Annotated in this window: 39 protein-coding genes and 1 pseudogene; all 40 read left to right on the plus strand. The window is 46.3% G+C overall.

Annotation, left to right across the window (positions count from 1 at the left end; translation table 11 throughout):
• Positions 1–74 precede the first annotated feature (74 nt).
• The 40 genes and pseudogenes from rpsL to glmM all read left to right on the plus strand — a co-directional run bounded on the left by rpsL (position 75) and on the right by glmM (position 25,017).
• Positions 75–455 (plus strand): 30S ribosomal protein S12, encoded by a 381-nt coding sequence (gene rpsL, locus PHILAsVB114_RS01190; RefSeq protein WP_095675227.1) that lies wholly within the window; start codon positions 75–77, stop codon positions 453–455.
• On the plus strand, positions 455–925 hold the full coding sequence (rpsG, locus tag PHILAsVB114_RS01195; RefSeq protein WP_095697585.1) for a 30S ribosomal protein S7: 471 nt from the start codon (positions 455–457) through the stop codon (positions 923–925). The genes rpsL and rpsG overlap by 1 nt, the downstream gene beginning before the upstream one ends.
• Before the next feature lie 48 nt (positions 926–973).
• Complete coding sequence (fusA, locus tag PHILAsVB114_RS01200) at positions 974–3,076, plus strand: elongation factor G (protein ID WP_095697586.1); 2,103 nt, start codon at positions 974–976, stop codon at positions 3,074–3,076.
• A 65-nt stretch (positions 3,077–3,141) separates the two neighbouring features.
• Positions 3,142–4,335 carry an elongation factor Tu gene (gene tuf, locus PHILAsVB114_RS01205; RefSeq protein WP_095697587.1) on the plus strand — a complete coding sequence of 398 codons (1,194 nt, stop codon included), beginning with the start codon at positions 3,142–3,144 and terminating at the stop codon, positions 4,333–4,335.
• A gap of 96 nt (positions 4,336–4,431) precedes the next feature.
• The gene (rpsJ, locus tag PHILAsVB114_RS01210; protein ID WP_009611834.1) at positions 4,432–4,740 is read left to right on the plus strand and encodes a 30S ribosomal protein S10; all 309 of its coding nucleotides are present in this window, start codon (positions 4,432–4,434) and stop codon (positions 4,738–4,740) included.
• A gap of 16 nt (positions 4,741–4,756) precedes the next feature.
• The gene (rplC, locus tag PHILAsVB114_RS01215; protein ID WP_095697588.1) at positions 4,757–5,449 is read left to right on the plus strand and encodes a 50S ribosomal protein L3; all 693 of its coding nucleotides are present in this window, start codon (positions 4,757–4,759) and stop codon (positions 5,447–5,449) included.
• Between the two features lie 2 nt (positions 5,450–5,451).
• The gene (rplD, locus tag PHILAsVB114_RS01220) at positions 5,452–6,123 is read left to right on the plus strand and encodes a 50S ribosomal protein L4 (RefSeq protein ID WP_095697589.1); all 672 of its coding nucleotides are present in this window, start codon (positions 5,452–5,454) and stop codon (positions 6,121–6,123) included.
• The gene (gene rplW / locus PHILAsVB114_RS01225; RefSeq protein WP_095697590.1) at positions 6,120–6,413 is read left to right on the plus strand and encodes a 50S ribosomal protein L23; all 294 of its coding nucleotides are present in this window, start codon (positions 6,120–6,122) and stop codon (positions 6,411–6,413) included. The genes rplD and rplW overlap by 4 nt, the downstream gene beginning before the upstream one ends.
• 40 nt (positions 6,414–6,453) lie before the next feature.
• On the plus strand, positions 6,454–7,287 hold the full coding sequence (gene rplB, locus PHILAsVB114_RS01230; protein ID WP_095697591.1) for a 50S ribosomal protein L2: 834 nt from the start codon (positions 6,454–6,456) through the stop codon (positions 7,285–7,287).
• 8 nt (positions 7,288–7,295) lie between these two features.
• On the plus strand, positions 7,296–7,580 hold the full coding sequence (rpsS, locus tag PHILAsVB114_RS01235; protein ID WP_095697592.1) for a 30S ribosomal protein S19: 285 nt from the start codon (positions 7,296–7,298) through the stop codon (positions 7,578–7,580).
• 52 nt (positions 7,581–7,632) lie between these two features.
• On the plus strand, positions 7,633–7,989 hold the full coding sequence (gene rplV / locus PHILAsVB114_RS01240; RefSeq protein ID WP_204246850.1) for a 50S ribosomal protein L22: 357 nt from the start codon (positions 7,633–7,635) through the stop codon (positions 7,987–7,989).
• On the plus strand, positions 7,989–8,807 hold the full coding sequence (gene rpsC, locus PHILAsVB114_RS01245; protein ID WP_095697594.1) for a 30S ribosomal protein S3: 819 nt from the start codon (positions 7,989–7,991) through the stop codon (positions 8,805–8,807). The genes rplV and rpsC overlap by 1 nt, the downstream gene beginning before the upstream one ends.
• Entirely contained in the window at positions 8,808–9,221 is a 414-nt protein-coding gene (gene rplP / locus PHILAsVB114_RS01250; RefSeq protein ID WP_095697595.1) for a 50S ribosomal protein L16, read from the plus strand. It begins immediately after the preceding gene.
• Positions 9,222–9,440, plus strand: coding sequence for a 50S ribosomal protein L29 (gene rpmC, locus PHILAsVB114_RS01255; RefSeq protein WP_095697596.1), 219 nt, complete (start codon positions 9,222–9,224; stop codon positions 9,438–9,440). It begins immediately after the preceding gene.
• Positions 9,437–9,706 carry a 30S ribosomal protein S17 gene (gene rpsQ, locus PHILAsVB114_RS01260; protein ID WP_095697597.1) on the plus strand — a complete coding sequence of 90 codons (270 nt, stop codon included), beginning with the start codon at positions 9,437–9,439 and terminating at the stop codon, positions 9,704–9,706. Before rpmC ends, rpsQ begins: the two co-directional genes overlap by 4 nt.
• 9 nt (positions 9,707–9,715) lie before the next feature.
• On the plus strand, positions 9,716–10,084 hold the full coding sequence (rplN, locus tag PHILAsVB114_RS01265) for a 50S ribosomal protein L14 (RefSeq protein WP_095697598.1): 369 nt from the start codon (positions 9,716–9,718) through the stop codon (positions 10,082–10,084).
• Between the two features lie 3 nt (positions 10,085–10,087).
• Positions 10,088–10,399 carry a 50S ribosomal protein L24 gene (rplX, locus tag PHILAsVB114_RS01270; RefSeq protein WP_095697599.1) on the plus strand — a complete coding sequence of 104 codons (312 nt, stop codon included), beginning with the start codon at positions 10,088–10,090 and terminating at the stop codon, positions 10,397–10,399.
• Positions 10,399–10,956: a 50S ribosomal protein L5 gene (gene rplE / locus PHILAsVB114_RS01275; protein ID WP_095697600.1), complete on the plus strand. Its 558-nt coding sequence runs from the start codon at positions 10,399–10,401 to the stop codon at positions 10,954–10,956. The genes rplX and rplE overlap by 1 nt, the downstream gene beginning before the upstream one ends.
• Positions 10,957–10,959: 3 nt before the next feature.
• Positions 10,960–11,145, plus strand: coding sequence for a type Z 30S ribosomal protein S14 (locus PHILAsVB114_RS01280; RefSeq protein ID WP_024542932.1), 186 nt, complete (start codon positions 10,960–10,962; stop codon positions 11,143–11,145).
• 75 nt (positions 11,146–11,220) lie between these two features.
• Entirely contained in the window at positions 11,221–11,625 is a 405-nt protein-coding gene (rpsH, locus tag PHILAsVB114_RS01285) for a 30S ribosomal protein S8 (RefSeq protein ID WP_095697601.1), read from the plus strand.
• Between the two features lie 6 nt (positions 11,626–11,631).
• Complete coding sequence (gene rplF, locus PHILAsVB114_RS01290; protein ID WP_095697602.1) at positions 11,632–12,171, plus strand: 50S ribosomal protein L6; 540 nt, start codon at positions 11,632–11,634, stop codon at positions 12,169–12,171.
• On the plus strand, positions 12,171–12,548 hold the full coding sequence (rplR, locus tag PHILAsVB114_RS01295; protein WP_095697603.1) for a 50S ribosomal protein L18: 378 nt from the start codon (positions 12,171–12,173) through the stop codon (positions 12,546–12,548). Before rplF ends, rplR begins: the two co-directional genes overlap by 1 nt.
• Complete coding sequence (rpsE, locus tag PHILAsVB114_RS01300; protein ID WP_095697604.1) at positions 12,548–13,165, plus strand: 30S ribosomal protein S5; 618 nt, start codon at positions 12,548–12,550, stop codon at positions 13,163–13,165. The genes rplR and rpsE overlap by 1 nt, the downstream gene beginning before the upstream one ends.
• Positions 13,165–13,347 carry a 50S ribosomal protein L30 gene (gene rpmD, locus PHILAsVB114_RS01305; RefSeq protein ID WP_095697605.1) on the plus strand — a complete coding sequence of 61 codons (183 nt, stop codon included), beginning with the start codon at positions 13,165–13,167 and terminating at the stop codon, positions 13,345–13,347. Before rpsE ends, rpmD begins: the two co-directional genes overlap by 1 nt.
• Positions 13,348–13,349: 2 nt before the next feature.
• Positions 13,350–13,790: a 50S ribosomal protein L15 gene (gene rplO / locus PHILAsVB114_RS01310; protein ID WP_095697606.1), complete on the plus strand. Its 441-nt coding sequence runs from the start codon at positions 13,350–13,352 to the stop codon at positions 13,788–13,790.
• A gap of 50 nt (positions 13,791–13,840) precedes the next feature.
• A complete protein-coding gene (gene secY / locus PHILAsVB114_RS01315; RefSeq protein WP_095697607.1) occupies positions 13,841–15,136 on the plus strand; it encodes a preprotein translocase subunit SecY in 1,296 nt (431 codons plus the stop codon).
• Complete coding sequence (locus PHILAsVB114_RS01320; protein ID WP_095697608.1) at positions 15,136–15,702, plus strand: adenylate kinase; 567 nt, start codon at positions 15,136–15,138, stop codon at positions 15,700–15,702. The genes secY and PHILAsVB114_RS01320 overlap by 1 nt, the downstream gene beginning before the upstream one ends.
• Before the next feature lie 11 nt (positions 15,703–15,713).
• A complete protein-coding gene (map, locus tag PHILAsVB114_RS01325; RefSeq protein ID WP_095697609.1) occupies positions 15,714–16,526 on the plus strand; it encodes a type I methionyl aminopeptidase in 813 nt (270 codons plus the stop codon).
• Between the two features lie 163 nt (positions 16,527–16,689).
• The gene (infA, locus tag PHILAsVB114_RS01330) at positions 16,690–16,911 is read left to right on the plus strand and encodes a translation initiation factor IF-1 (protein ID WP_095697610.1); all 222 of its coding nucleotides are present in this window, start codon (positions 16,690–16,692) and stop codon (positions 16,909–16,911) included.
• A 15-nt stretch (positions 16,912–16,926) separates the two neighbouring features.
• The gene (gene rpmJ / locus PHILAsVB114_RS01335) at positions 16,927–17,040 is read left to right on the plus strand and encodes a 50S ribosomal protein L36 (protein WP_095697611.1); all 114 of its coding nucleotides are present in this window, start codon (positions 16,927–16,929) and stop codon (positions 17,038–17,040) included.
• Between the two features lie 124 nt (positions 17,041–17,164).
• Positions 17,165–17,542 carry a 30S ribosomal protein S13 gene (rpsM, locus tag PHILAsVB114_RS01340; protein ID WP_095697612.1) on the plus strand — a complete coding sequence of 126 codons (378 nt, stop codon included), beginning with the start codon at positions 17,165–17,167 and terminating at the stop codon, positions 17,540–17,542.
• The gene (gene rpsK / locus PHILAsVB114_RS01345) at positions 17,542–17,961 is read left to right on the plus strand and encodes a 30S ribosomal protein S11 (RefSeq protein WP_095697613.1); all 420 of its coding nucleotides are present in this window, start codon (positions 17,542–17,544) and stop codon (positions 17,959–17,961) included. The genes rpsM and rpsK overlap by 1 nt, the downstream gene beginning before the upstream one ends.
• A 13-nt stretch (positions 17,962–17,974) precedes the next feature.
• On the plus strand, positions 17,975–18,601 hold the full coding sequence (rpsD, locus tag PHILAsVB114_RS01350) for a 30S ribosomal protein S4 (RefSeq protein ID WP_095697614.1): 627 nt from the start codon (positions 17,975–17,977) through the stop codon (positions 18,599–18,601).
• A gap of 105 nt (positions 18,602–18,706) precedes the next feature.
• Complete coding sequence (locus tag PHILAsVB114_RS01355) at positions 18,707–19,720, plus strand: DNA-directed RNA polymerase subunit alpha (RefSeq protein WP_095697615.1); 1,014 nt, start codon at positions 18,707–18,709, stop codon at positions 19,718–19,720.
• Between the two features lie 12 nt (positions 19,721–19,732).
• Positions 19,733–20,086: pseudogene (rplQ, locus tag PHILAsVB114_RS01360) on the plus strand (50S ribosomal protein L17); the annotation flags it as partial.
• 33 nt (positions 20,087–20,119) lie between these two features.
• Positions 20,120–20,956 (plus strand): tRNA pseudouridine(38-40) synthase TruA, encoded by an 837-nt coding sequence (truA, locus tag PHILAsVB114_RS01365; protein WP_095697617.1) that lies wholly within the window; start codon positions 20,120–20,122, stop codon positions 20,954–20,956.
• Positions 20,956–22,557, plus strand: coding sequence for an ABC-F family ATP-binding cassette domain-containing protein (locus PHILAsVB114_RS01370; RefSeq protein WP_095697618.1), 1,602 nt, complete (start codon positions 20,956–20,958; stop codon positions 22,555–22,557). The genes truA and PHILAsVB114_RS01370 overlap by 1 nt, the downstream gene beginning before the upstream one ends.
• A gap of 121 nt (positions 22,558–22,678) precedes the next feature.
• Positions 22,679–23,131 (plus strand): 50S ribosomal protein L13, encoded by a 453-nt coding sequence (gene rplM, locus PHILAsVB114_RS01375; RefSeq protein ID WP_095697619.1) that lies wholly within the window; start codon positions 22,679–22,681, stop codon positions 23,129–23,131.
• A gap of 29 nt (positions 23,132–23,160) precedes the next feature.
• Positions 23,161–23,649, plus strand: a complete 489-nt coding sequence (rpsI, locus tag PHILAsVB114_RS01380; RefSeq protein WP_095697620.1) for a 30S ribosomal protein S9 — start codon at positions 23,161–23,163, stop codon at positions 23,647–23,649.
• 27 nt (positions 23,650–23,676) lie between these two features.
• The gene (gene glmM / locus PHILAsVB114_RS01385) at positions 23,677–25,017 is read left to right on the plus strand and encodes a phosphoglucosamine mutase (RefSeq protein WP_095697621.1); all 1,341 of its coding nucleotides are present in this window, start codon (positions 23,677–23,679) and stop codon (positions 25,015–25,017) included.
• Positions 25,018–25,020: the final 3 nt, after the last annotated feature.

The raw sequence follows: 25,020 nt of genomic DNA on the forward strand, positions 1-25,020 counted from the left end.
TGCAACACACCCGAGCGCGTGGGTCGTTCATTAAGCGTAATAAATTGAAGTAGTAACGAATGGAGAAGATGTAAGTGCCAACAATTCAACAGCTAGTTCGACGTGGTCGTGCAGAAAAGACTACGAAGACAAGCACACCTGCGTTAAAGGGTTCACCTCAACGTCGTGGTGTTTGCACACGTGTTTATACAACAACACCTAAGAAGCCAAACTCTGCGCTTCGTAAAGTTGCACGTGTTCGTCTAACTAGCGGTATGGAAATTACTGCATACATCCCTGGCGAAGGTCACAACTTGCAAGAGCACTCCATTGTTCTTGTACGTGGCGGTCGTGTTAAGGATCTTCCTGGAGTTCGTTACAAAATTATTCGCGGTTCACTCGATACACAAGGTGTAAAAAATCGTAAGCAATCACGTTCGCGTTACGGTGCCAAGAGAGAGAAGAAGGCTTCCTAATGCCACGTAAAGGTCCTGCAGTAAAGACTCCTGTAATTTCTGATCCTGTTTACAACTCACCAGTTGTTACATCACTGATTAACAAACTTCTTTTGCACGGTAAGCGTTCAACAGCTGAAGCAATTGTTTATGGTGCTCTTGAAGGATGCCGCGAAAAAACTCAAGTAGATCCAATTATTACTTTGAAGCGCGCACTTGAAAACATCAAGCCAGCAGTTGAAGTTCGCTCACGTCGTGTGGGTGGAGCAACGTATCAAGTACCGGTTGAAGTTAAAGCTGGTCGCTCAACAACTTTGGCACTTCGCTGGTTAGTTGATTTCTCTCGCCTACGTCGCGAGAAGTCAATGGCAGAGCGTCTGCAAAATGAATTAATCGATGCAAGCAATGGCCTTGGCGCCGCTGTTAAGCGTCGCGAAGATACTCACAAAATGGCAGAAGCAAACAAGGCGTTTGCTCACTACCGCTGGTAACACTTAACTAAAAAGACGAATTAGACCCGACGAGAAGAGGAACACTAAGTGGCCGCAGAGAACATCGACCTAGCCAAGGTTCGCAACATTGGAATCATGGCTCACATCGACGCGGGCAAAACTACAACCACTGAGCGCATCCTTTTTTACACCGGTATCAATTACAAAATTGGTGAAGTCCACGAAGGCGCAGCAACGATGGACTGGATGGAGCAAGAGCAAGAGCGCGGTATCACTATTACATCTGCGGCTACTACTTGTATGTGGCACGACCATCTGATCAACATTATTGACACACCTGGTCACGTTGACTTCACAGTAGAAGTAGAACGTTCACTTCGTGTTCTAGATGGAGCAGTTGCAGTATTCGATGGTGTTGCAGGTGTGGAGCCACAATCAGAAACAGTATGGCGCCAAGCAGATCGTTATTCAGTTCCTCGTATTTGTTTTATTAATAAGTTAGACCGCACAGGTGCAAACTTTGATATGTGCGTTGGCATGATTAAGTCTCGTCTTAATGCTGTTGCACTAGTTCTTCAGATTCCAATTGGCAACGAAGCTGACTTCCTCGGAGTTGTAGATCTCATTGCGATGAAGGCACTTGTTTGGCCAGGAGAAACTAAGAAGGGTGAGGATTACCTCGTAGAAGAAATCCCAGCGAATCTTTTGGAAAAGGCAAAGCAAGCTCGTCACGAAATGATTGAAACTCTTGCTGAAAATGATGACACAGTCATGGAGAAGTACCTTGAAGGTATTGACCCAACTGAAGATGAAATTATTGCCGGTATCCGTCGCGCAACACTTGCAGCAAAACTCACACCAGTTCTTACAGGTTCTGCATTTAAGAACAAGGGTGTTCAGCCAATGCTTGATGCTGTTACTCGTTATCTTCCAAGCCCACTCGATGTTGAAGCAATCGTGGGAACAGATATGGATGACAAGACAATCGAAATCAAGCGCTATCCAAAGAATGACGAACCATTCTCAGCACTTGCATTTAAAATCATGTCAGATCCACACCTTGGAAAACTTACATTTATTCGTGTGTACTCAGGTGTTCTTGAAACTGGCTCATCAATTCTGAACTCAACTAAGGATCGCAAAGAACGTATCGGAAAGATTTATCAGATGCACGCAAACAAGCGCGAAGAACGCGACTCTGTTGGTGCTGGAATGATCGTGGCAGTGATGGGTCTTAAGGACACCACAACGGGTGAAACACTCTGTGACACTGCAAAGCCAGTAATCCTTGAATCAATGGATTTCCCAGCACCAGTTATCTCTGTGGCTATTGAACCTAAGACAAAGGGTGACCAAGAAAAACTCGGCGTTGCTATTCAGCGTCTGTCAGAAGAAGATCCAACATTTCACGTTAAAACTGATGAAGAAACTGGTCAGACAATCATCGCTGGTATGGGTGAATTACACCTTGAAATTCTTGTAGACCGTATGCGTCGCGAATTTAAAGTCGAAGCTAACGTTGGTAAGCCACAAGTTGCTTACCGCGAAACACTTCGTAAGGCTGTTGCGCGTCACGATTACACACACAAAAAGCAGACTGGTGGTTCTGGACAGTTTGCAAAGATTCAGATTGCAATCGAACCTCTTCCAACTGGTGTTGTTGAAGGTGGTTACGAATTCGTAAACAAGATCACTGGTGGTCGCGTTCCACGCGAGTACATCCCATCTGTTGATCAAGGGTGCCAAGAAGCAATGACCTCAGGTCCTCTTGCTGGTTACCCACTCACTGATGTACGCGTAAGTCTTCTTGATGGCGCTTATCACGATGTTGACTCATCGGAATTGGCCTTCAAGATTGCTGGTATCGCAGCATTTAAGGAAGCAGCAAAACTTGCTGATCCTGCGATTCTCGAACCAGTTATGAAAGTCGAAGTTATTACCCCTGAAGACTTCATGGGTGATGTCATCGGCGATATCAACAGTCGTCGTGGTCAAATCCAGGCCATGGACGAGCGGTCAGGTGCCCGCGTTGTTAGGGCGCTAGTTCCGTTGTCAGAGATGTTCGGCTATGTCGGAGATCTCCGCTCCAGAACACAAGGTCGCGCGAGCTACAGCATGGAGTTCGATTCGTATGCAGAAGTACCAGGCAACGTAGCGAAGGAAATCATTGCAAAAGTTCGTGGCGAATAACCCTACAAACTAACAAAAGCACAAACCCTAATAACTAAGCACTAGTAAACGAAAGAGGAACCAAAATGGCAAAGGCCAAGTTCGAGCGCACAAAGCCGCACGTAAACATCGGCACCATCGGTCACATTGACCACGGTAAGACAACTCTTACTGCGGCAATTTCCAAGGTGTTGCACGACAAGTTTCCAACACTGAATGCAGCTACTGCATTCTCAGATATCGATAAGGCTCCTGAAGAGCGTCAACGCGGTATTACAATCTCTATTGCTCACATCGAGTATCAAACAGAGAAGCGTCACTACGCACACGTTGACTGCCCAGGTCACGCTGACTACATCAAAAACATGATCACTGGTGCTGCACAGATGGATGGAGCAATCCTCGTCGTTGCCGCAACAGATGGTCCAATGCCACAGACAAAGGAGCACGTTCTCCTTGCACGTCAAGTAGGCGTTCCTTCAATCGTTGTTGCACTTAATAAGAGCGACATGGTTGATGACGAAGAAATTCTTGAACTCGTTGAAATGGAAGTTCGCGAACTTCTCAGCAAGTACGAGTTCCCAGGCGATGACACTCCAATCGTTCGCATCTCAGCGCTAAAGGCTCTTGAAGGAGACGCAGCATGGGGCGAGAAGATTATGGAACTAATGGACGCGGTTGATTCATTTATTCCACAACCAGCTCGTGAAATTGACAAGCCATTCCTTATGCCAGTTGAAGACGTTTTCACAATCACAGGTCGTGGAACTGTTATCACTGGTCGTATCGAGCGCGGCGTTGTTAAGGTCAACGAAGAAGTTGAAATCGTTGGTATCCGTGTTGACGCACAAAAGACAACTGTTACAGGTGTTGAAATGTTCCGTAAGTTGCTCGATGAAGGTCAAGCAGGCGAGAACGTTGGTCTATTGCTTCGCGGTCTAAAGCGTGAAGATGTAGAGCGTGGTCAGGTTGTTTGCAAGCCTGGTTCAATCACACCTCACACAGAGTTCGATGCATCTGCATACATCCTTTCAAAGGATGAAGGCGGTCGTCACACTCCATTCTTTAATAACTACCGTCCACAGTTCTACTTCCGTACAACTGACGTAACTGGCGTAGTAACACTTCCTTCAGGTACAGAAATGGTTATGCCTGGCGATAACACTGAGATGGCTGTTCAGCTCATCCAGCCAATCGCTATGGAAGAAGGCCTTCGCTTCGCAATCCGCGAAGGTGGCCGCACAGTAGGTGCAGGTCGCGTTACAAAGATCAAGAAGTAAATCTTGTAAGCCCGGCGGCGTAAAAAACCGCCGGGCAATCAAGGAAAAGTTTGACAATTAAATTTAAGCAGTATTACGAGATAAGAGGAGAAGCACATGGCGGGACAGAAGATCCGCATTCGACTCAAGGCATATGACCATGAGGTGATTGACACTTCAGCGAAGAAAATCGTTGAAACTGTTGAGCGCACTGGTGCAACTGTCGCGGGTCCGGTACCGCTACCCACAGAGAAGAACACGTACTGCGTGATTCGCTCTCCTCACAAATATAAGGACAGCCGCGAGCACTTCGAGATGCGCACACATAAGCGCCTCATCGACATCATCGACCCAACTCCTAAAACAGTTGATTCATTGATGCGTCTTGATTTGCCAGCTGGCGTCGACATCGAGATCAAGCTCTAAGGAAAGGACGATAACCATGAATTACACAACTCAAGCAAGCGGATCGTCCATCAAGGGCGTTCTCGGTAAGAAGCTTGGAATGACACAGGTTTTTGATGCGAACAACAAAATGGTTCCAGTAACCGTTGTTGAAGCAGGACCATGCGTTGTTACACAGATTCGTACTCCTGAAAAAGATGGATATTCAGCAGTTCAAATCGCATACGGCGCAATTGATCCTAAGAAAGTTACAAAGCCATTAGCTGGTCACTTTGCAAAAGCTGGCGTAACACCACGTCGCAGTGTTGCTGAACTTCGCACACTCTCTGCTGGTAATTACACAGTTGGACAAGAACTCGGTGCAACTGTGTTTGCCGCCGGAGAAATTGTTGATGCAACAGGAACAAGCATTGGTAAAGGAACTGCTGGTGTAATGAAGCGCCACAACTTCGGCGGTATTGGTGCATCACACGGTGTAGACCGTAAGCACCGCATGCCAGGTTCTATTGGTGCATGTTCAACACCAGGTCGCGTTTTCAAAGGTATGCGCATGGCTGGTCGTATGGGTGGAGAGCGCGTTACAACGCAAAATCTTCTTGTGCACTCAGTTGATGCAGAGCGCAATTTGCTACTCATTAAGGGATCAGTTCCTGGTTCAGATGGCTCACTTGTATTTATTCGCTCAGCTGCAAAGCATGCAGTATTTGAGACAGTAAAGGCTGGTGCATAACCATGACACTATCTATTGATGTAAAGAATTCATCTGGCGCAAAGGTTGGTTCTGTTGATCTTCCTGCAGACATCTTTGACGCACAGACAAATATTCCTTTGATCCACCAAGTTGTGACCGCACAACTTGCTGCTGCACGCCAAGGTACTCAGAAGTCAAAGAACCGTGGTGAAGTAAGCGGTGGTGGTAAGAAGCCATTTAAGCAAAAGGGAACAGGTCGCGCTCGTCAGGGTTCTTCACGTTCACCTAACCAAATCGGTGGCGGTACTGCACACGCAGTTCGTCCACGTAAGTATTTCCAACGCACACCAAAGAAGATGATTGCTGCAGCACTTCGCGGCGTTCTCTCTGATCGTGCACGTAACTCACGTATTCACGTACTTGATTCAGTATCAAATGCAGCATCAACTAAGTCTGCAATTGCCGCTGTTCGCCAATTTAGTGATCGTAAGAATTTGCTTGTAGTTGTAGCTCGCACAGAAGATCTTGCTTGGCGTTCACTTCGTAACGCTGATGACATGCACCTTCTTGTGCCTGATCAACTCAATGCATATGACGTACTAAAAAGCGATGACATTGTCTTCTCTGAAGCTGCGATGAAAGCTTTCCTCAACGGTCCTGCTAAAGGCAAGAGCGCAACAGCAGTTGCACGTGAAAGTGAGGTCTCAGCATGAAAGAGCACCGCGAAGTACTTCTAGCACCTGTTGTCTCTGAAAAGAGTTATGGATTGCTTGATGAAAACAAGTACACATTTATTGTTGCTCCAGATTCCAACAAGACTGAAATCAAGATTGCAGTCGAGAAGGTATTTGGCGTAAAAGTTGTCAGCGTTAACACCATGAACCGTCAGGGCAAGAATAAGAAGACCCGTTTCGGTGATGGAAAGCGTAAAGACACTAAGCGCGCAATTGTGCAGGTAGCAGCTGGCGACCGTATCGACATCTTTGGAGGCCCAGTTTCGTAAGGGCAACCTTATGAAACTAGGGATCTAGAAAAGGACCATCATGGCACTTCGTAAATTAAAGCCAACGACCCCGGGTCAACGCGGCGCATCTGTTCCAGATTTCGCTGAATTAACTCGTTCGACTCCAGAGAAGTCACTCGTACGTCCAATTCACTCAAAGGGTGGACGTAACGCATCAGGTCGCATCACCGTTCGCCACCAAGGTGGCGGTCACAAGCGTGCGTTCCGTCTAATCGATTTCATTCGTAATGATAAAGATGGTGTGCCAGCAAAGGTCGCACACATTGAATACGATCCAAATCGCACAGCGCGTATTGCACTTCTTCACTATGCAGATGGAGAAAAGCGTTACATCATCGCGCCAAATAAACTTGAGCAAGGTGCAACAATTGAAAACGGTCCAAAGGCCGATATCAAACCTGGAAACAACTTGCCTCTTCGTAACATCCCAGTAGGTACTGTCGTTCACGCAATTGAACTTCGTCCAGGAGGCGGCGCAAAGATTGCTCGTTCAGCAGGTGCAAGTGTTCAACTCGTTGCTAAAGAAGGTGCGTACGCGCAACTTCGTATGCCATCAGGTGAAATTCGCAACGTTGATGTTCGCTGTCGTGCAACTGTTGGTGAAGTTGGAAACGCAGAACAATCCAACATCAACTACGGAAAAGCTGGACGTATGCGTTGGAAGGGCAAGCGCCCATCTGTTCGCGGTGTTGTTATGAACCCTGTTGATCACCCACACGGTGGTGGTGAAGGTAAGACTTCTGGTGGACGTCACCCAGTGACTCCATGGGGTCAACCTGAAGGCCGCACTCGTAAGAAGAAAGCATCAGATTCAATGATCGTCCGTCGTCGCAAGTCGAATAAGAAGCGGTAGGAGCCCTAATGCCACGTAGTTTAAAGAAGGGTCCATTCGTTGATGGACATCTACTCAAGAAAGTAGATGCTCAAAATTCAGCGAATACCAAGAACGTGATCAAGACATGGTCACGCCGCTCAATGATCATTCCTTCAATGATCGGACACACCATCGCTGTACACGATGGTCGCAAGCACATTCCTGTATTCGTAACTGATGCAATGATCGGTCACAAGCTTGGTGAGTTCTCACCAACTCGTACTTTCCGTGGTCACATCAAGGGTGAAGATCGGAAGGCTACTCGTGCCTAATACAACTGATAAAGCTGTTACACCAGCGGCTCCAACGACACCTTCGGATGTGTTGATTGCTCGTGCAATTTTGCGCGACATTCGCCACACACCACAGAAGGCTCGTCGTATCGTCAATCTCATTCGTGGGCAACGCGCTGATGAAGCACTCTCAATTTTAAAGTTCGCACCACAAGCTGCAGGACAAGATGTGTACACACTTCTTGCTTCCGCTATTGCTAACGCAAAGCAGAAGAACCCAGCAATTCGTGATGCATCTGAACTCTGGGTCGTTGAAGCACTAGTTGATGAGGGACGCACAATGAAGCGTTTTCGTCCACGTGCTCAAGGTCGCGGTTTCAGAATTCTTAAGCGAAGCAGCCACATTTCAGTTGCTGTTTCAGATAACAAGAAGGGAGCGACCAAGTAATGGGTCAAAAAGTAAACCCACACGGCTTCCGTCTTGGAATTACCACTGAGTTCAAATCACGTTGGTATGCAGACAAGTTGTACAAGGATTATGTAAAAGAGGACGTTGAAATTCGTCGTCTTATGCAAAAGGGCATGGAGCGCGCAGGCGTTTCACGCATCGAAATCGAGCGCACACGCGATCGTGTTCGTATCGACCTTTACACAGCGCGTCCAGGAATTGTTATTGGTCGTCGCGGACAAGAAGCAGATCTTCTTCGTCAACGTCTTGAGAAGTTAACTGGCAAGCAAGTTCAGTTAAACATTCTTGAAGTTAAAAACCCTGAAATTGATGCACAACTTGTTGCACAAGGAATTGCAGAGCAGTTAGCTGCTCGTGTTTCTTTCCGTCGTGCAATGCGTAAGTCAATGCAGACAGCGATGAAAGCTGGAGCACAAGGTATTCGTGTTCAGTGCGGTGGACGTCTTGGTGGAGCAGAAATGTCTCGCTCAGAGTTCTATCGTGAAGGCCGCGTTCCTTTGCACACACTTCGTGCAGATATTGATTACGGTTTCTACGAAGCGCACACAACATTTGGTCGTCTTGGCGTAAAGGTCTGGATCTACAAGGGTGAAGTAATTCAATCTCGTACAGAACGCGCTGCTGAAGCACTTGCTGCAGCGCGCGCTCCAAAACCAGAGCGTCGCGGACCTCGCACCCCACGTGCACCACGCGGTGAAGTAACACGTTCTAATGTCAACGATGCAGCTCCTGTTTCAGATTCAGCAGTTGCAACTCTTGAAGCACCAGTTGCTGGTAGCGAAGGAGGCGAGGCATAAATGTTAATTCCACGTCGCGTTAAGCACCGTAAGCAGCACCACCCTTCACGTAAGGGACCTGCAAAGGGCGGAACAGTTGTTGCCTTTGGTGACTACGGTATTCAAGCACTTGCACCTGCTTACGTAACAAACCGTCAGATTGAAGCAGCACGTATTGCTATGACTCGTTACATCAAGCGTGGTGGAAAGGTATGGATCAATATTTATCCAGACCGTCCACTAACAAAGAAGCCTGCTGAAACTCGTATGGGTTCCGGTAAGGGATCTCCTGAATGGTGGATCGCAAACGTAAAGCCAGGGCGCATTATGTTTGAAATTTCTGGTGTTACAGAAGCAATCGCTAATGAAGCTATGCGTCTTGCTATTCACAAGCTTCCAATGAAGTGTCGTGTTGTTCGTCGTGAGGAGGCATAAATGGCTACTACAAATACAAATGAAGTATTACGCCAATTATCAGCAGATGAGTTAAGTGCGAAGTTGCGTGAAGCAAAGGAAGAACTTTTCAACCTTCGTTTCCAAGCAGCGACAGGACAACTCGAAAGCCATGGCCGACTCGGCGCGGTACGCAAAGAGATCGCTCGCATCTACACGATCGTTCGCGAACGTGAACTAGGAATCGGAGGCGCAGCATGAGCGCAGTAAAAGACGATCGCGGTTCACGTAAGACTCGCGAAGGAATTGTTGTTAGCGACAAGATGGATAAGACCATCTCTGTTGAAGTTTCAGATCGTGTTAAGCACGGTCTGTATTCAAAAGTTATGAGCCGTTCAAGCAAACTGAAGGCACATGATGAGAAGAATGAAGCTGGTCTCGGTGATCGCGTATTGATCATGGAAACTCGCCCAATTTCTTCAACTAAGCGCTGGCGTTTAGTTCAAATTATCGAGAAAGCTAAGTAGGAGGAAAAAATGATTCAACAAGAGTCGCGCCTTCGCGTGGCGGATAACACTGGAGCTAAAGAGCTTCTCTGTATTCGCGTACTCGGTGGCTCCTCCCGACGTTATGCCGGTATCGGAGACATCATCGTCTGTTCCGTTAAGGATGCAATTCCTGGCGGACAAGTAAAGAAGGGTGAAGTCGTTAAGGCTGTCATCGTTCGTACAGTTAAGGAACGTCGTCGTCCAGATGGTTCTTACATCAAATTTGATGAGAACGCAGCAGTAATTTTGAAAGCAGATGGCGAACCACGCGGAACTCGTATCTTCGGACCGGTTGCACGTGAACTTCGCGATAAGCGCTTCATGAAAATTATTTCCCTTGCTCCGGAGGTGTTATAAAAAATGGCAAAGATTAAGAAATCTGACTCTGTTTTGGTAATCGCCGGAAAAGATAAGGGCGTTACAGGAAAAGTTATCGATGTACTCGGTGACCGCATCCTCGTTGAAGGTGTTGCTCGCGTAAAGCGTCACACAAAAGAGCAGACTGGTGAGCGCGGCGTAAAAGTTGGCGGAATCATCACTGTTGAATCTTCAATTCACATTTCAAATGTCATGGTTGTTGATGCAGATGGCAAGGCATCACGCCTTGGCTCTCGCAAGAACGATGACGGCAAAAATGTACGCATCTCGCGTCGTACCGGAAAGGACATCTAATGTCGACGACACTTGATGTACGTCTAAAGTCTCGCTATCGCAGTGAAATTGCGCCAGCATTAAAAGCACAATTCGGTTTCAAAAACCCTATGCAGATCCCAACACTCGTAAAGATTGTTGTGAACATGGGTGTTGGTGACGCTGCTCGTGACTCAAAGCTCATCGAAGGCGCAGTACGCGACTTAACAATTATTACTGGCCAAAAGCCACAAGTAACTAAGTCACGTAAATCAATCGCACAATTTAAGTTGCGTGAAGGCCAGCCAATCGGCGCCCACGTAACAATTCGTGGCGATCGTATGTGGGAGTTTGCAGATCGTCTGCTTTCAATCTCTCTTCCACGTATCCGCGACTTCCGTGGTCTTTCACCAAAACAATTTGATGGCAAGGGAAATTACACATTCGGTCTTACCGAACAAGTTGTATTCCCTGAAATCGAACAAGACAAAGTTGATCGTCCGCGCGGTATGGACATCACCATTGTTACTACAGCTAAAAACGATGACGAAGGTCGTGCACTTCTTAAAGCGCTCGGTTTTCCATTCAGGGAGGCATAAGAGATGGCAAAGACATCGCTGAAGGTAAAAGCAGCTCGCAAACCTAAATTTAAGGTGCGCGGCTATACCCGTTGCCAGCGCTGTGGTCGTCCACACGCTGTCTACCAAAAGTTCGGCATCTGCCGTATCTGCTTCCGCGAAATGGCACACCGCGGTGAACTTCCTGGCATCACAAAAGCTAGCTGGTAATTTTTTAATCCAACAACTACGAAGTAGGTCCATTAGATAAATGGAAACCAATTCGAGAAAGGCCACAGGCCACGTATGACAATGACAGATCCGATCGCAGACATGTTGGCACGTCTGCGCAACGCGAACTCTGCCTACCACGATGCGGTTTCAATGCCGTCATCATCGGTAAAGGTTCGTATCGCAGCAATCCTTCAAGAAGAGGGTTTTATTGCTGGATATCGCGTTGATTCAAATGCAAATGGCGTAGGCAAGACATTAGTTCTTGACCTTAAGTTCGGCACTAACCGCGAACGTTCAATCGCAGGTCTTCGCCGAGTTTCAAAGCCAGGACTTCGCGTATACGCAAAGTCAACTGCACTTCCAAAAGTTCTTGGGGGTCTGGGCGTTGCAATCATCTCAACATCATCAGGTTTGTTAACTGATAAGCAAGCTAACAAGAAGGGCGTAGGCGGAGAAGTTCTCGCTTACGTATGGTAATCACAGATGTCACGTATTGGACGTATGCCAATTACCGTTCCTAGCGGTGTTGAAATAACAATTTCTGGTCAGAACGTTGCAGTGAAGGGACCTAAAGGTTCACTTGCACTAAACGTTGCTGAGCCAATTCGAGTCTCACAAGAGGGAAGCGTCATCACAGTGGCTCGCCCAAATGAAGAGCGCATTACTCGTTCACTTCACGGTCTATCTCGCACACTCGTTGCTAATTTGATTGAAGGCGTAACCAATGGTTACACACTCTCAATTGACATCGTTGGTGTTGGTTACCGCGTTGCTGAAAAGGGTAAAGATCTTGAGTTCCAACTCGGTTACAGCCACGTAATTAATTTCCCTGCACCAGCAGGAATTACATTCAAGGTTGAATCACCAACAAAGTTGTTTATCTCAGGAATTGATAAGCAGCAGGTTGGCGAAACTGCCGCAAAGATTAAAAAGCTTCGCAAGGCTGATCCTTACAAGGGCAAGGGCTTGCGACTCACAGGCGAAGTTGTTCGCCGTAAGCAAGGAAAGACAGGTAAGAAGTAATGGCTATCGGTGTAAAGGTCCGTAAAGGTTCGGCAACAAATGCTCGCGCCCGTCGTCACTTCCGAGTGCGCAAGAAGGTCTCCGGAACTTCTGCTCGCCCACGTCTAGTTGTGTCTCGCTCTGCTCGTCACTTATTCGTGCAGATCGTTGATGACTCAACTGCAAAAACTCTTGCTTATGCATCAACCATGGAAGCAGATCTTCGCAACGACAAAGGTGATAAGACTTCAAAGTCTCGCCAAGTTGGTGTGTTAATTGCTAAGCGTGGAAAAGAAGCAGGCGTTTCTACCGTTGTCTTTGACCGCGGTGGCAATAAATATCACGGTCGTATCGCAGCTCTTGCAGATAGTGCACGAGAGAATGGATTGGAGTTCTAATGGCTATTGATCCAACCTCAGCACCATCAACTGGTGGTAATGCACCAGGTAAAGGTGGTCGCGAACGTCGTGAACGTCGTGATGATCGTCAACAAGAGAAGAGCCCATACACAGAGCGCGTGGTTTTCATTAACCGCGTATCTAAAGTTGTAAAGGGTGGTCGTCGCTTCTCATTCACAGCACTAGTTGTTGTGGGAGATCAGAACGGAACTGTCGGAATTGGTTATGGAAAATCTAAGGAAGTTCCACAAGCCATTGCTAAGGCAGTAGAAGAAGCAAAGAAATCTTTTTTCGTTGTTCCTCGTATTCAAGGAACAGTTCCTCACCCAGTTCAAGGTGAAACTGCAGCAGGCGTTGTTCTACTTCGCCCAGCTAGCCCAGGTACCGGAGTTATTGCCGGTGGCCCAGTGCGTGCGGTACTTGAATGTGCAGGAATCACTGACGTTCTTACAAAATCACTCGGATCAAATAACGCAATCAACATGGTTCACGCAACCGTTGCTGCGCTAAAGATGCTTGAGTCACCAGCAGCAATTGCTGCCCGTCGTGGTCGTCCGCTCGAAGATGTTGCACCAGCTGCAATTATTCGTGCATCACAGATAACAGTAGGTGCCTAATGCCACGTTTGAAAGTTACTCAAGTACGTTCAAAGGTTGGCAATAAGCCAGAACTTCGCGAAACACTTCGCTCTCTTGGACTTAAGAGAATTAACGATGTTGTTGTCAAAGAAGATCGTCCAGAAATTCGTGGCATGGTTTACGCCGTTCGCCACTTGATCAAGGTTGAGGAGGTTGAATAAAGATGACACTAAAACTTCATCATCTTCGTCCAGCCCCTGGTGCTAAGAAAGCTAAGACTCGTAAGGGTCGCGGTGAAGCATCAAAGGGTAAGACTGCTGGTCGTGGTGGCAAGGGAACTCGCGCCCGTAACCAGGTTCGTGCAGGTTTCGAAGGTGGACAACTACCTTTGGTAATGCGCTTACCTAAGTTGCGCGGATTTAAAAACCCAGCACGCGTTGAATACCAAGCTGTCAATGTTTCTACAATTAATGCTCTCTATCCAAAGGGTGGAGATGTATCAGTTGCAGATCTCATTGCAAAGGGTGCAGTTCGCGACAGCCTTCCTGTAAAGGTTCTAGGCAATGGCGAAATTTCAGTCAAAGTAAATGTGATCGCACATGGATTCTCTGGTTCAGCAATTGAAAAGATTGCTGCAGCAGGCGGATCTACTAAGACTCTGTAATTGAACTAGTAATTAAATTAGAGATTGATTAGGAAGAGGGAGAAAATCTGATGCTTTCAGCATTCGGTATGGCCTTTAAGACCCCTGAACTACGAAAGAAGATTTTCTTCACTCTTTCAATCATGGCTCTATTTCGTTTTGGTTCTGTTGTTCCAACCCCAGGTGTTTCATACACAAACGTTCAACAGTGCCTTACTCAGGTTCAATCTGGTGGGCTCTTTGGGTTGATTAACCTTTTCAGCGGTGGAGCGCTCTTGCAGTTATCTGTATTCGCACTCGGCATCATGCCTTACATCACCAGCTCAATTATTATTCAACTCTTAACAGTTGTTATCCCTCGCTTTGAAGCACTTAAGGCTGAAGGACAATCTGGAACAGCAAAACTTACTCAGTACACACGTTATTTAACTATCGGTCTTGCGATTTTGCAGTCAACTGGCTTGATTGCAGTTGCACGCACACCTGGTCGTTTAATCTCTGGTTGCGATCTAGCAATCATTCCTGATACTTCATGGCAGCGAATTCTGACAATGATCTTTGTTATGACAGCTGGAACATCAGTAATCATGTGGCTTGGAGAATTAATCACAGATCGTGGTGTTGGTAACGGTATGTCCATCCTTATCTTCACATCTATTGCAGCTGGTTTCCCTGGAAACTTGTGGAGCATCAGATTACAAAAGGGTCTATTTGCTTTCATCTTCGTAATTTCAGTGGGAATTTTGATTATTGCAGCCGTTGTTTTCGTGGAGCAAGCACAGCGACGTATTCCAGTTCAATACGCAAAGCGCATGGTTGGACGTCAAAGCTACGGTGGAACAAGTACGTATATTCCAATTAAGGTAAACCAAGCTGGCGTTATTCCAGTGATCTTTGCATCTTCACTTCTTTATATTCCATCGCTGGTCGTGAACTTCACCAATAGCCAGGCTGGTTGGGCTGTATGGATTAGCCGTAACTTTGTTACTGGCGATCATCCAATTTATATTGCAACCTATGCCGCGCTTATTATTTTCTTCACATACTTCTATGTGGCAATCACATTTAATCCAGATGAGGTTGCAGATAATATGAAGAAGTACGGTGGTTTCGTTCCTGGAATCCGTGCAGGCCGTCCAACATCTGAATATTTACAATATGTTCTTTCACGTATTACTGCCCCAGGTTCACTTTACTTAGCACTTGTTGCAGTAATTCCAATCGGTGCTCTTATTCTCTTTGGTGCAACACAGAACTTCCCATTCGGAGGTACTGCGATCTTGATCGTGGTCGGTGTTGGTTTAGATACTGCAAAGCAGATTGAAAGCCAGTTGCAGCAACGTTCATATGAGGGGTTCTTGCGCTAATGCGTTTAGTCCTGGTTGGACCACCAGGTGCGGGTAAAGGTACGCAGGCACAATTCCTCTCCAAGCACTACTTAATTCCACATATTTCAACGGGCGATATTTTTCGTGCCAATTTAAAAGCTGGCACACCACTGGGCGTAGAAGCGCAAAAATTTATGGATGCTGGCGAATTAGTTCCAGATTCAGTAACAAATGAAATGGTTAAAGATCGCCTGACACATGCCGACACAGCAAATGGGTTTTTACTAGATGGTTTTCCAAGAAATGTGGCACAAGCACAAGTACTTTCAATTATTTTGACGGAAAAGAAGACACCGCTAGATGCTGTCCTTGAACTTAAAATCGATGATTCAGAGATTGTTGCGCGTTTGAATAATCGCAGAAGTGTTGAATCTCGAGCCGATGATGCCGAGGAAGTAATTGTTCATCGCCTGAATGTCTATCACGAGCAGACAGCGCCGATTATTGATTATTACCGCACCGAAGGATCACTGATCACAATTAGTGCAACGGGCGCAGTTGATGAAATTACAACACGCGCCATCACTGCTCTCGGCAACAAATAAGTAGTACGCACATGGCAATTCAAATTAAAAGCCTTGATGAGTTAAAAATCATGCGACAAGCAGGGTTATTAGTCGCACACACTCTAGATTTGATGCGCGAGTCAATAAAAGTTGGAATGCGCACCGATGCCATTGATGCGATAGCAGCTGCAAATATTAAGCGAGGCGGCGCAACATCTAATTTCAAGGGCTATCACGGCTATCCCGCAACAATTTGTATTTCACTCAATGAAGAAATTGTTCACGGCATTCCGGGGGATCGAATAATTGAAGATGGCGACGTTGTTTCAATAGATTGCGGAGCAATAATTAATGGCTGGCATGGAGATGCGGCTTTTTCAGTAATTGTTGGAAAGGCAAATCCAGAAGATCAAAAGATGCTCGATGTCTGCGAAGAGTCAATGTGGCGTGGTATTGCAGCGGGAAAATCTGGCGCACGATTAAGTGATATTGGTTATGCAATTGAGCAATATATTAATTCGCAAGGGCGTTACGGAATTTTGCAAGAGTACGGTGGCCACGGAATTGGCACAGAGATGCATCAAGAGCCGCATGTTCTAAACTTTGGCAAGGCCGGCAACGGACCAGAGATAACTCCAGGATTTGCACTGGCCATCGAGCCGATGATTACTCGTGGAAGTGCGAAGACTCGGGTACTCGCAGATGAGTGGACAGTTGTTTCACAAGATAATTCACGTGGTGCACACTTTGAAAACTCTTATGCAATTGCACCTGATGGAAAACCTTTTGTTCTTACCGCCATCGATGGGGGCCGGGCTAAGTTAGCCAGCCTTGGCGTTGAGATCAGCTCACTACTTTCCTAGGCTCAAGGGCGGGGAAAAACCCCAAAAACCTTGAAAGATCTATGCGTGAATAGCAAGATTTCTACCCAGATTAGGGGTATAACCCCGGATTTCCCTTAGTGGGGGCAGTGCCTTTAGACTGCACCTTCGCACTCCATGCATTAATAGAGAAGTAGGTACACGCTTGGCAAGTAAAGATGGTGCAATCGAAATCGAAGGCACTGTTGCCGAAGCACTACCTAACGCGATGTTTCGCGTGGAGCTTACGAATGGGCACAAAATTCTTGGGCACATCAGCGGAAAAATGCGAAAGAACTACATTCGTATTTTGCCCGGTGACCGTGTCATCGTTGAATTAAGTCCATATGACCTCACCCGAGGTCGAATTGTCTTCCGTCACAAGTAATTAGGAGCAGTAATAATGAAGGTACAACCAAGCGTTAAGAAGATTTGCGATAAGTGCAAAGTCATTCGACGCAAAGGTCGTGTCATGGTTATCTGCGAAAACTTGCGACACAAACAACGTCAGGGATAAATCCCTAACGAACAAAACGCGTTGTGCGACTTTCTAATTAGAAATTAATTAGCAAGACCTCTGGACCGGTAGGCCAGAGAACAGCATGACGGAGGACCTTCCGGATTAAAGAAATGGCATAAACATGGCACGTCTTGTTGGTGTCGATCTTCCCCGCGAAAAGCGCGTAGAGGTCGCACTTACCTATATCTTCGGAATGGGTTTAACCCGTTCTCAAAAAACACTAGCCGCAACTGGCATTAGTCCAGATACTCGCGTTAAGGATCTCCAAGAGCCTGAGCTTGCAAAGCTACGCGAATACATTGAGGCAAACTTCAAGATTGAAGGCGATCTTCGCCGTGAAATCTCCGGTGACATCCGTCGCAAAGTTGAAATTCAAAGCTACCAAGGCATTCGTCACCGTAAGGGACTTCCTGTTCGTGGTCAGCGCACACATACAAATGCACGTACTCGCAAGGGTCCACGTAAAGCAATTGCAGGTAAGAAGAAGGTGACTAAGTAATGGCCGCTCCTAAAGCAAAGACTGCTGCTCCAGTAAAGGGCAAAGTCAAAACGCGTAAGAAAGAAAAGAAGAATGTTGCTGTTGGAAATGCTTACATTAAGAGCACTTTCAATAACACAATCATCTCTATTACTGACACAACAGGCGCTGTTATCTCTTGGGCTTCATCTGGCCAAGTTGGTTTCAAGGGTTCACGTAAGTCCACTCCTTTCGCCGCGCAGCTAGCAGCAGAATCAGCAGCTCGTCGCGCACAAGAGCACGGACTTAAGAAAGTTGATGTTTTCGTTAAGGGTCCTGGTTCAGGACGCGAAACTGCAATCCGTTCATTGCAAGCAGCTGGTTTGGAAGTTGGTGCCATCTCTGATGTAACACCTGCTCCACACAATGGCTGCCGCCCAACCAAACCACGTAGAGTTTAAGGAGGAATAGAAAATGGCTCGTTATACCGGAGCAGACTGCAAGCGTTGCCGTCGCGAAAAAGTAAAACTATTCCTTAAGGGATCTAAGTGCGATGGACCAAAGTGTCCGATCGAATCACGCCCATATCCACCAGGACAACATGGTCGTGGCCGTGCCAAGGAATCTGAGTACCTATTACAGATGCGCGAAAAGCAAAAGTGCGCACGTATTTACGGTGTTCTCGAAAAGCAATTCCGTGGATATTACGAAGAAGCAAACCGCAAGCAGGGCAAGACTGGTGAAAACCTTCTTGTGTTTCTTGAAACTCGTCTAGATAACGTCGTCTTCCGCGCTGGCTTTGCAAAGAGCCGCGACATGGCACGCCAACTAGTTCGTCACGGACACTTCGTTGTTAATGGCAAGAAGGTAAACATTCCTTCATATCGCGTATCTGCGATGGACATCATCGATGTTCTTCCAAAGTCACTCGATCTCACACCATTTATTGTGGCAAGTGCTGAACTTGGTGAGAAATCTGTTCCTGCATGGATGGAGGTTGTTGGTTCGCAAATGCGCATCATCATTCACTCAGTTCCTGCTCGCGCAGTTATCGACACCCAAATTCAGGAGCAGTTGATCGTTGAACTTTATTCCAAGTAATTTTTAAAAGTTTAACGGCCCCCCTGGCTGTTAAACACCCGCACGATCGCAGTACCAAACAGGAGATCAAATAGAGGTTCTCCGAGAGAAGAAAGAGGAGCAACAGTGCTAATTGCACAACGTCCCACCCTCAGTGAAGAAGTAGTATCCGAAAATCGTTCACGATTCATTATTGAACCGCTTGAACCAGGTTTTGGTTACACACTCGGCAACAGCATGCGCCGTACATTGCTTTCATCTATTCCAGGTGCAGCAGTGACAAGCATTCGAGTCGCTGGAGCACTCCATGAGTTCACCACTCTTGAAGGAATTAAAGAAGATCTCACAGATATCGTTTTGAATATCAAGAACTTGGTTCTTTCATCAGATAACGATGAGCCAAGCGTTCTATATATTCGCAAATCAGGTGCTGGAAGCGTTACTGGAGCAGATATTGCAGTGCCAACAGGCGTTGCAGTTCACAATCCAGAGCTTCACCTTGCAACTCTTAATGGAAAAGCAAACCTTGAAATCGAACTCACAGTAGAGCGCGGTCGTGGTTATGTAACTGCTGTTCAGAATAAGCAAGCAGGAGCAGAAATTGGTCGCATTCCTGTTGACTCAATTTATTCTCCAGTTCTTAAGGTCACATACAAAGTTGAAGCAACTCGCGTTGAACAGCGCACAGACTTCGATCGTCTAGTCGTTGATGTTGAAACAAAGCCATCAATGAAGCCACGTGATGCTGTTGCATCAGCTGGAAAGACACTTGTAGAACTCTTCGGTCTTGCTCGTGAACTAAATGTTGACGCAGAAGGAATCGAAATGGGACCTTCCGTGATGGATGCAGCACTTGCTGCAGATCTTGCTCTTCCAATTGAAGATCTCGATCTCACAGTTCGTTCATACAATTGCTTAAAGCGTGAAGGTATTCACACTGTCGGTGAACTTGTTAACCGTTCAGAAGCTGACCTTCTAGATATCCGCAACTTTGGTTCAAAGTCCATCGATGAGGTCAAGGCAAAGCTTGTCTCAATGGGAATGTCTCTTAAGGACAGCCCAGCTGGATTTGATCCAACGAAGCACCAAAACTACAACGCAGCAGTTGACGATGATTTCGTCGATGCAGATCAGGCCTAGGAGAAATAACTCATGCCAAAACCAACTAAAGGTCCTCGTCTGGGCAGCGGCCCATCACACGAGCGTCTCATCCTAGGAACACTTGCAGAGCAATTGTTCGAGCACGGAAAGATCACAACTACTGAAGCAAAGGCGAAGCGTCTTCGTCCACTTGCTGAAAAGTTAATTACCTTTGCAAAAAAGGGTGATCTTGCAGCTCGTCGCCAAGTTATGGCAACAATTGCAAACAAGGGCGTTGTACATACGTTGTTTACTGAAATTGGTCCACGTTTCGTTGCACGCAACGGTGGATATACACGTATTACAAAGATCGGACCACGTAAGGGCGATAACGCACCTATGGCGGTTATCGAAGTATTAACTGAGAAAGATAACTAAGCACTAGCTTTCTTTACTCTTATGACTGAACCCACTCTCTATCCCGAGAGTGGGTTTCGTCGTTTACGGATAGATCTGGCTTATGACGGAACTAATTTCGCAGGGTGGGCAAAACAACCAGATCAACGCACAGTTCAAGAGTGCCTTGAAGAATCCCTTGGAAAAATTTCACAAATTAGCCCAGAAACAATTGTTGCCGGCCGCACTGATGCAGGAGTACACGCCACAGGACAAGTAATTCACGTGGATCTTCCGGAAAACCTTTCACTCGATGATTTGGTTTATAAACTCAATCGGCTCTTAGACCAAGATATTCGTGTCCACAAAATTAGTCTTGCGCCAGAAGCATTTCATGCACGCTTTTCAGCGCTTCGTCGTAAATACAGATACAAAATTCTCGATGACAATCGAGTGCTAGATCCTCTTGCTCGACTAGATGTTGCAACGTGGTATCGAGCATTAGATGTTGATGTAATGAATAAAACTAGTCAGCTCTTGCTGGGCAAACACGACTTTGCTGCCTTTTGTAAGTTTCGAGAGGGCGCAACCACGGTTCGCACATTAGAAAAATATGAGTGGATGCGTAACGCTGATGGCTTTCTTGTTGCAGATATTGTGGCCGACGCGTTCTGCTATTCAATGGTGCGAAATCTTGTTGGCGCTGTTGTTTGTGTTGCAGATGGACGATTTGATCCGCAATGGATTCAAGGAGTTCTCAATAACAAAGAGCGCGTCTCTGATTCTTTAGTTTTTCCTGCTCGAGGTCTAACGCTGTATCAAGTGGATTACCCAAATGATGAAGATCTCTTAGAGCGAGCCAAAGAATCCATCGCTCGTTGCAATGAAGAGAATAATTAATGGGACATATTGATGTCAGCGGAGTTGAATTCGCTTTATCTGATGGACGAGTACTTCTTAATGATGTTTCATTTAGAGTTGGAGATGGAGCCAAAGTCGCATTAATCGGTGCAAATGGTTCTGGTAAAACAACTTTGCTAAAAATGATTTCAGGTGACCTGCTTCCAGATGATGGAAGCGTTGCAATTACTGGTGGTCTAGGTGTTATGCGCCAGTTCATTGGTTCTGTGAGAGATGAATCAACGGTTCGCGATCTTCTAATCTCCGTTGCGCCACCAAGGATTAGAGATGCAGCAGCTCTTGTTAAAAAAACTGAAGAGTTAATGAATTCGCGCAACACTGAAAAAGACCAGATGAATTACGCCCAAGCAATAATTGATTGGGGCGATGCTGGCGGATATGACAGCGAAGTTATTTGGGATTTATGTTGCACAGAAGCACTTGGTAAATCTTTTGATTCAGTCGCTGATCGTCAGGTAAATACTCTTTCTGGTGGCGAACAGAAAAAATTAGTTTTACGAGCACTCCTTGAAGGACCAGATGAGGTGCTGCTCCTGGATGAACCAGATAACTATTTAGATGTTCCCTCCAAGCGATGGCTTGAAGAAGTTATTTCATCAACAAAGAAGACAGTTTTGTTTGTGAGCCACGATCGAGAACTTCTTGAACGTACTGCTACTCGAATCGTTACTCTCGAACAAGGTATTAGTGGAAACACAACGTGGGTGCATGGCGGAAAATTCTCAACCTGGCACGATGCACGCAAAGCACGTAATGCACGTTTTGCTGAAATATTGCTGCGATGGGAAGAAGAACACCAACGACTAAAAGACCTTGTTCGCACACTGCAAGTTCAAGCTGCAAATAGCCCAGACATGGCATCAAAGTATCGAGCAATGCAGACTCGTTTGCGCAAGTTTGAAGAGGTGGGACCACCGGAGGCACCACCTATCGAGCAAGATGTCAGAGTTGGCTTACGTGGTGGTCGTACCGGATTACGTGCACTTACTTTTGAAAATCTTGCAATTGAAAACCTTACAGAGCCATTTAATTTCGAAGTATTTTTTGGTGATCGCATTGCAGTACTAGGCAAAAATGGCACTGGTAAATCACATTTCTTGCGACTAATTTCTGGAGATAGCAACGTGAAATACACCGGAAATTTTAAGGTAGGCGCTCGTGTGGAAATTGGTTATTTTGCCCAGACACATGCCCACCCAGAGTTTGAAAGTAAGACTCTTCTTGAAATTTTGTGGCAGACATATTCATTGCAATTAGGGCCTGCAAAAAGCGTTTTACGAAAGTATGAAATACATGATCAAGCAGAGCAAAAATTTTCATCACTCTCTGGTGGACAGCAAGCACGTTTTCAAGTCTTACTACTTGAGCTCTCGGGTTCAACTTTGTTGTTATTAGATGAGCCCACAGATAACTTAGATTTAGCCAGCGCTGAAAGTTTGGAACGAGCACTAGATGAATATGAAGGAAGTGTTATTTCAGTAACGCATGATCGATGGTTCACCCGAGGATTCACTCGCTTCTTAGTTTTTGGAGCCAATGGCGCTGTTTATGAGAGCCCAGAGCCTGTTTTTGAGCATTGAATATGGGGCAAAAGGCCATTTTGACCCTACGCGAGCGCGCAGGTACCCTTTACCTCTTGCGCCTGTTCAAGGGCGCAGCACACAGGATTTAAAAGCGATATAAAAGAGAGAAGTGAAGAGCATGCGTACATATAGTCCAAAGGCTGGCGATGCAGTGCGTAATTGGCACATCATCGACGCACAAGATGTCGTTTTGGGACGTCTTGCAAGTCATGCTGCAGTTCTTCTTCGCGGTAAGCACAAAGCAACATTCGCGCCACACATGGACATGGGCGATTTCGTAGTTGTCATCAATGCCGAAAAAATTGTGCTCACTGGTCAAAAAGTTAAGCAAAAGTATTCACATATGCACTCTGGTTTCCCAGGTGGTTTAACATCAACTGTTTACGGCGAATTGATTGAAAAACACCCAACTCGCGCTGTTGAAAAAGCGATCAAGGGAATGTTGCCAAAGAATCGTCTTGGTCGTGCAATGTCAGCAAAGCTCAAGGTTTATGCAGGTGCTGAGCACCCACATGCAGCACAAGCACCAAAGCCATACGTATTCACCCAAGTTTCACAAATCATCAAGTAATCGCCGAAGAAAAAAGGGAAAAATAATTCATGTCTGAAAATACATTCGTTGACGAAGTTGATGAGAACGAGATTCCAACTTCGTACACATCAGCAACACCTGCTCCAGCGACAAACCGTCCTGCACTAACAGGACCTGGCGGCGGAGTCGGTCGTCGTAAGGAAGCTGTTGCACGCGTTCGCCTAGTTCCAGGAACAGGCCGCTGGGTTGTTAACGGAAAGACACTTGAGAATTACTTCCCAAATAAAGTTCACCAACAATCAGTTTCAGAACCATTTCGCACAGTAGGTGCTGAAGGCGCATATGATGTTTTTGCTCGCATCAATGGTGGTGGAGTTTCAGGTCAAGCTGGTGCACTACGTCTAGGCGTTGCACGCTCCCTTAATGAAATTGATGCAGAAGCACACCGTCCAGCACTTAAGAAAGCTGGATTCCTTTCACGCGATGCACGTGTGATTGAACGTAAGAAGTACGGTCTTAAGAAAGCACGTAAGCGTTCTCAATACAGCAAGCGCTAATTTCTATCGTATTTGGAGGCAATCTCCGTGGCCCTATTCGGCACTGATGGAATTCGTGGCTTAGCAAATGTTGATCTCACGGCTGAATTAGCACTAGATGTTGCTGTTGCTGCCGCCCATATTTTGGTTGAATCCTTAGGCGATAAAAGTAAACGTCCACACGCAATTGTTGGGCAAGACTCTCGTGCATCTGGTGAATTCCTTGAAGCAGCAGTTGTTGCAGGTTTAACTAGTGCTGGCGTTGATGTTTATCGCGTGGGCGTATTACCGACTCCTGCAATTGCATTTTTGGTTGCAGAAAGTGGCGCAGATCTAGGCGTCATGATTTCAGCATCACATAATCCTGCTCCAGATAATGGAATTAAATTATTTGCTCGCGGCGGAGAAAAACTCCCAGATTCACTAGAAGCTGCAATCGAAGCGCGAATGGGTGAACCGTGGCAACGTCCAACAGGTGCCCACGTTGGTCGCGTAATTGAAGATGCCAGCGCTCGCGAAAAATACATTGCGCACTTACTCAATAGCCTTGATGTCTCACTAGCAGGAATAAAGGTTGTCGTTGATTGCGCCAATGGCGCAGCCTCATTTGTGGCACCTATGGCGCTAGAAAAAGCGGGGGCAACAGTTATTGCTATCGCCAACAAACCAGATGGTCTCAATATCAACGATGGTGTTGGTTCGACTCACTTAGATTTTCTGCGAGATGCGGTACTCAAGAACAAAGCTGATATCGGAATTGCCCACGATGGCGATGCTGATCGTTGTCTTGCCATCGATGCTGCTGGAAATGTAATTGATGGCGATTTCATTTTGGCGATCTTGGCGCAAGGGTTTAAATCTCGTGGAAAGCTCAATGAAGCAACTGTTGTGGCAACCGTTATGAGCAATCTTGGTTTTCTTATCGCGATGAAAGATGCCGGAATAAATGTTGTGAAAACTGCAGTGGGTGATCGTTACGTACTAGAAAACATGCTGGAAAATAAATACACATTAGGTGGCGAACAATCTGGCCACATTATTATGCGCGAATTCGCCGGCACGGGGGACGGACTTCTCACCGCGCTCCAACTAATTGCAGAGATGGCTCGTTCGAAGAAATCTCTTCAAGAGCTCTCAAAAATTATGAATCGATTCCCACAAGTGTTAATAAATGTTTCGGGAGTTGCAAAAGAAAAACTTGATTCATCGACAGCAATAAAAGCAGCAGTTGCCAAGTATGAAGCAGAACTAGGTGATGCCGGGCGAATTCTTTTGCGCGCATCTGGTACAGAATCACTTGTTCGAGTCATGGTTGAAGCTCAAAGTGATAATATCGCCAAAGAAATTGCAGAAAAACTTGCCGCAGTTGTTAAAGAAGAATTGAGGTAGGCA

This window comes from Candidatus Planktophila limnetica (assembly GCF_002288365.1).
Classification (GTDB): Bacteria; Actinomycetota; Actinomycetes; order Nanopelagicales; family Nanopelagicaceae; genus Planktophila; species Planktophila limnetica.

Bases quoted from the DNA above. Each gene is read 5' to 3' on its own strand.
- rpsG (WP_095697585.1), top strand. From the start codon at position 455: ATGCCACGTAAAGGTCCTGCAGTAAAGACTCCTGTAATTTCTGATCCT.
- tuf (WP_095697587.1), top strand. From the start codon at position 3,142: ATGGCAAAGGCCAAGTTCGAGCGCACAAAGCCGCACGTAAACATCGGC.
- rpsJ (WP_009611834.1), top strand. From the start codon at position 4,432: ATGGCGGGACAGAAGATCCGCATTCGACTCAAGGCATATGACCATGAG.
- rplC (WP_095697588.1), top strand. From the start codon at position 4,757: ATGAATTACACAACTCAAGCAAGCGGATCGTCCATCAAGGGCGTTCTC.
- rplD (WP_095697589.1), top strand. From the start codon at position 5,452: ATGACACTATCTATTGATGTAAAGAATTCATCTGGCGCAAAGGTTGGT.
- rplW (WP_095697590.1), top strand. From the start codon at position 6,120: ATGAAAGAGCACCGCGAAGTACTTCTAGCACCTGTTGTCTCTGAAAAG.
- rplB (WP_095697591.1), top strand. From the start codon at position 6,454: ATGGCACTTCGTAAATTAAAGCCAACGACCCCGGGTCAACGCGGCGCA.
- rpsS (WP_095697592.1), top strand. From the start codon at position 7,296: ATGCCACGTAGTTTAAAGAAGGGTCCATTCGTTGATGGACATCTACTC.
- rpsC (WP_095697594.1), top strand. From the start codon at position 7,989: ATGGGTCAAAAAGTAAACCCACACGGCTTCCGTCTTGGAATTACCACT.
- rplP (WP_095697595.1), top strand. From the start codon at position 8,808: ATGTTAATTCCACGTCGCGTTAAGCACCGTAAGCAGCACCACCCTTCA.
- rpmC (WP_095697596.1), top strand. From the start codon at position 9,222: ATGGCTACTACAAATACAAATGAAGTATTACGCCAATTATCAGCAGAT.
- rpsQ (WP_095697597.1), top strand. From the start codon at position 9,437: ATGAGCGCAGTAAAAGACGATCGCGGTTCACGTAAGACTCGCGAAGGA.
- rplN (WP_095697598.1), top strand. From the start codon at position 9,716: ATGATTCAACAAGAGTCGCGCCTTCGCGTGGCGGATAACACTGGAGCT.
- rplX (WP_095697599.1), top strand. From the start codon at position 10,088: ATGGCAAAGATTAAGAAATCTGACTCTGTTTTGGTAATCGCCGGAAAA.
- rplE (WP_095697600.1), top strand. From the start codon at position 10,399: ATGTCGACGACACTTGATGTACGTCTAAAGTCTCGCTATCGCAGTGAA.
- PHILAsVB114_RS01280 (WP_024542932.1), top strand. From the start codon at position 10,960: ATGGCAAAGACATCGCTGAAGGTAAAAGCAGCTCGCAAACCTAAATTT.
- rpsH (WP_095697601.1), top strand. From the start codon at position 11,221: ATGACAATGACAGATCCGATCGCAGACATGTTGGCACGTCTGCGCAAC.
- rplF (WP_095697602.1), top strand. From the start codon at position 11,632: ATGTCACGTATTGGACGTATGCCAATTACCGTTCCTAGCGGTGTTGAA.
- rplR (WP_095697603.1), top strand. From the start codon at position 12,171: ATGGCTATCGGTGTAAAGGTCCGTAAAGGTTCGGCAACAAATGCTCGC.
- rpsE (WP_095697604.1), top strand. From the start codon at position 12,548: ATGGCTATTGATCCAACCTCAGCACCATCAACTGGTGGTAATGCACCA.
- rpmD (WP_095697605.1), top strand. From the start codon at position 13,165: ATGCCACGTTTGAAAGTTACTCAAGTACGTTCAAAGGTTGGCAATAAG.
- rplO (WP_095697606.1), top strand. From the start codon at position 13,350: ATGACACTAAAACTTCATCATCTTCGTCCAGCCCCTGGTGCTAAGAAA.
- secY (WP_095697607.1), top strand. From the start codon at position 13,841: ATGCTTTCAGCATTCGGTATGGCCTTTAAGACCCCTGAACTACGAAAG.
- PHILAsVB114_RS01320 (WP_095697608.1), top strand. From the start codon at position 15,136: ATGCGTTTAGTCCTGGTTGGACCACCAGGTGCGGGTAAAGGTACGCAG.
- map (WP_095697609.1), top strand. From the start codon at position 15,714: ATGGCAATTCAAATTAAAAGCCTTGATGAGTTAAAAATCATGCGACAA.
- rpmJ (WP_095697611.1), top strand. From the start codon at position 16,927: ATGAAGGTACAACCAAGCGTTAAGAAGATTTGCGATAAGTGCAAAGTC.
- rpsM (WP_095697612.1), top strand. From the start codon at position 17,165: ATGGCACGTCTTGTTGGTGTCGATCTTCCCCGCGAAAAGCGCGTAGAG.
- rpsK (WP_095697613.1), top strand. From the start codon at position 17,542: ATGGCCGCTCCTAAAGCAAAGACTGCTGCTCCAGTAAAGGGCAAAGTC.
- rpsD (WP_095697614.1), top strand. From the start codon at position 17,975: ATGGCTCGTTATACCGGAGCAGACTGCAAGCGTTGCCGTCGCGAAAAA.
- truA (WP_095697617.1), top strand. From the start codon at position 20,120: ATGACTGAACCCACTCTCTATCCCGAGAGTGGGTTTCGTCGTTTACGG.
- PHILAsVB114_RS01370 (WP_095697618.1), top strand. From the start codon at position 20,956: ATGGGACATATTGATGTCAGCGGAGTTGAATTCGCTTTATCTGATGGA.
- rplM (WP_095697619.1), top strand. From the start codon at position 22,679: ATGCGTACATATAGTCCAAAGGCTGGCGATGCAGTGCGTAATTGGCAC.
- rpsI (WP_095697620.1), top strand. From the start codon at position 23,161: ATGTCTGAAAATACATTCGTTGACGAAGTTGATGAGAACGAGATTCCA.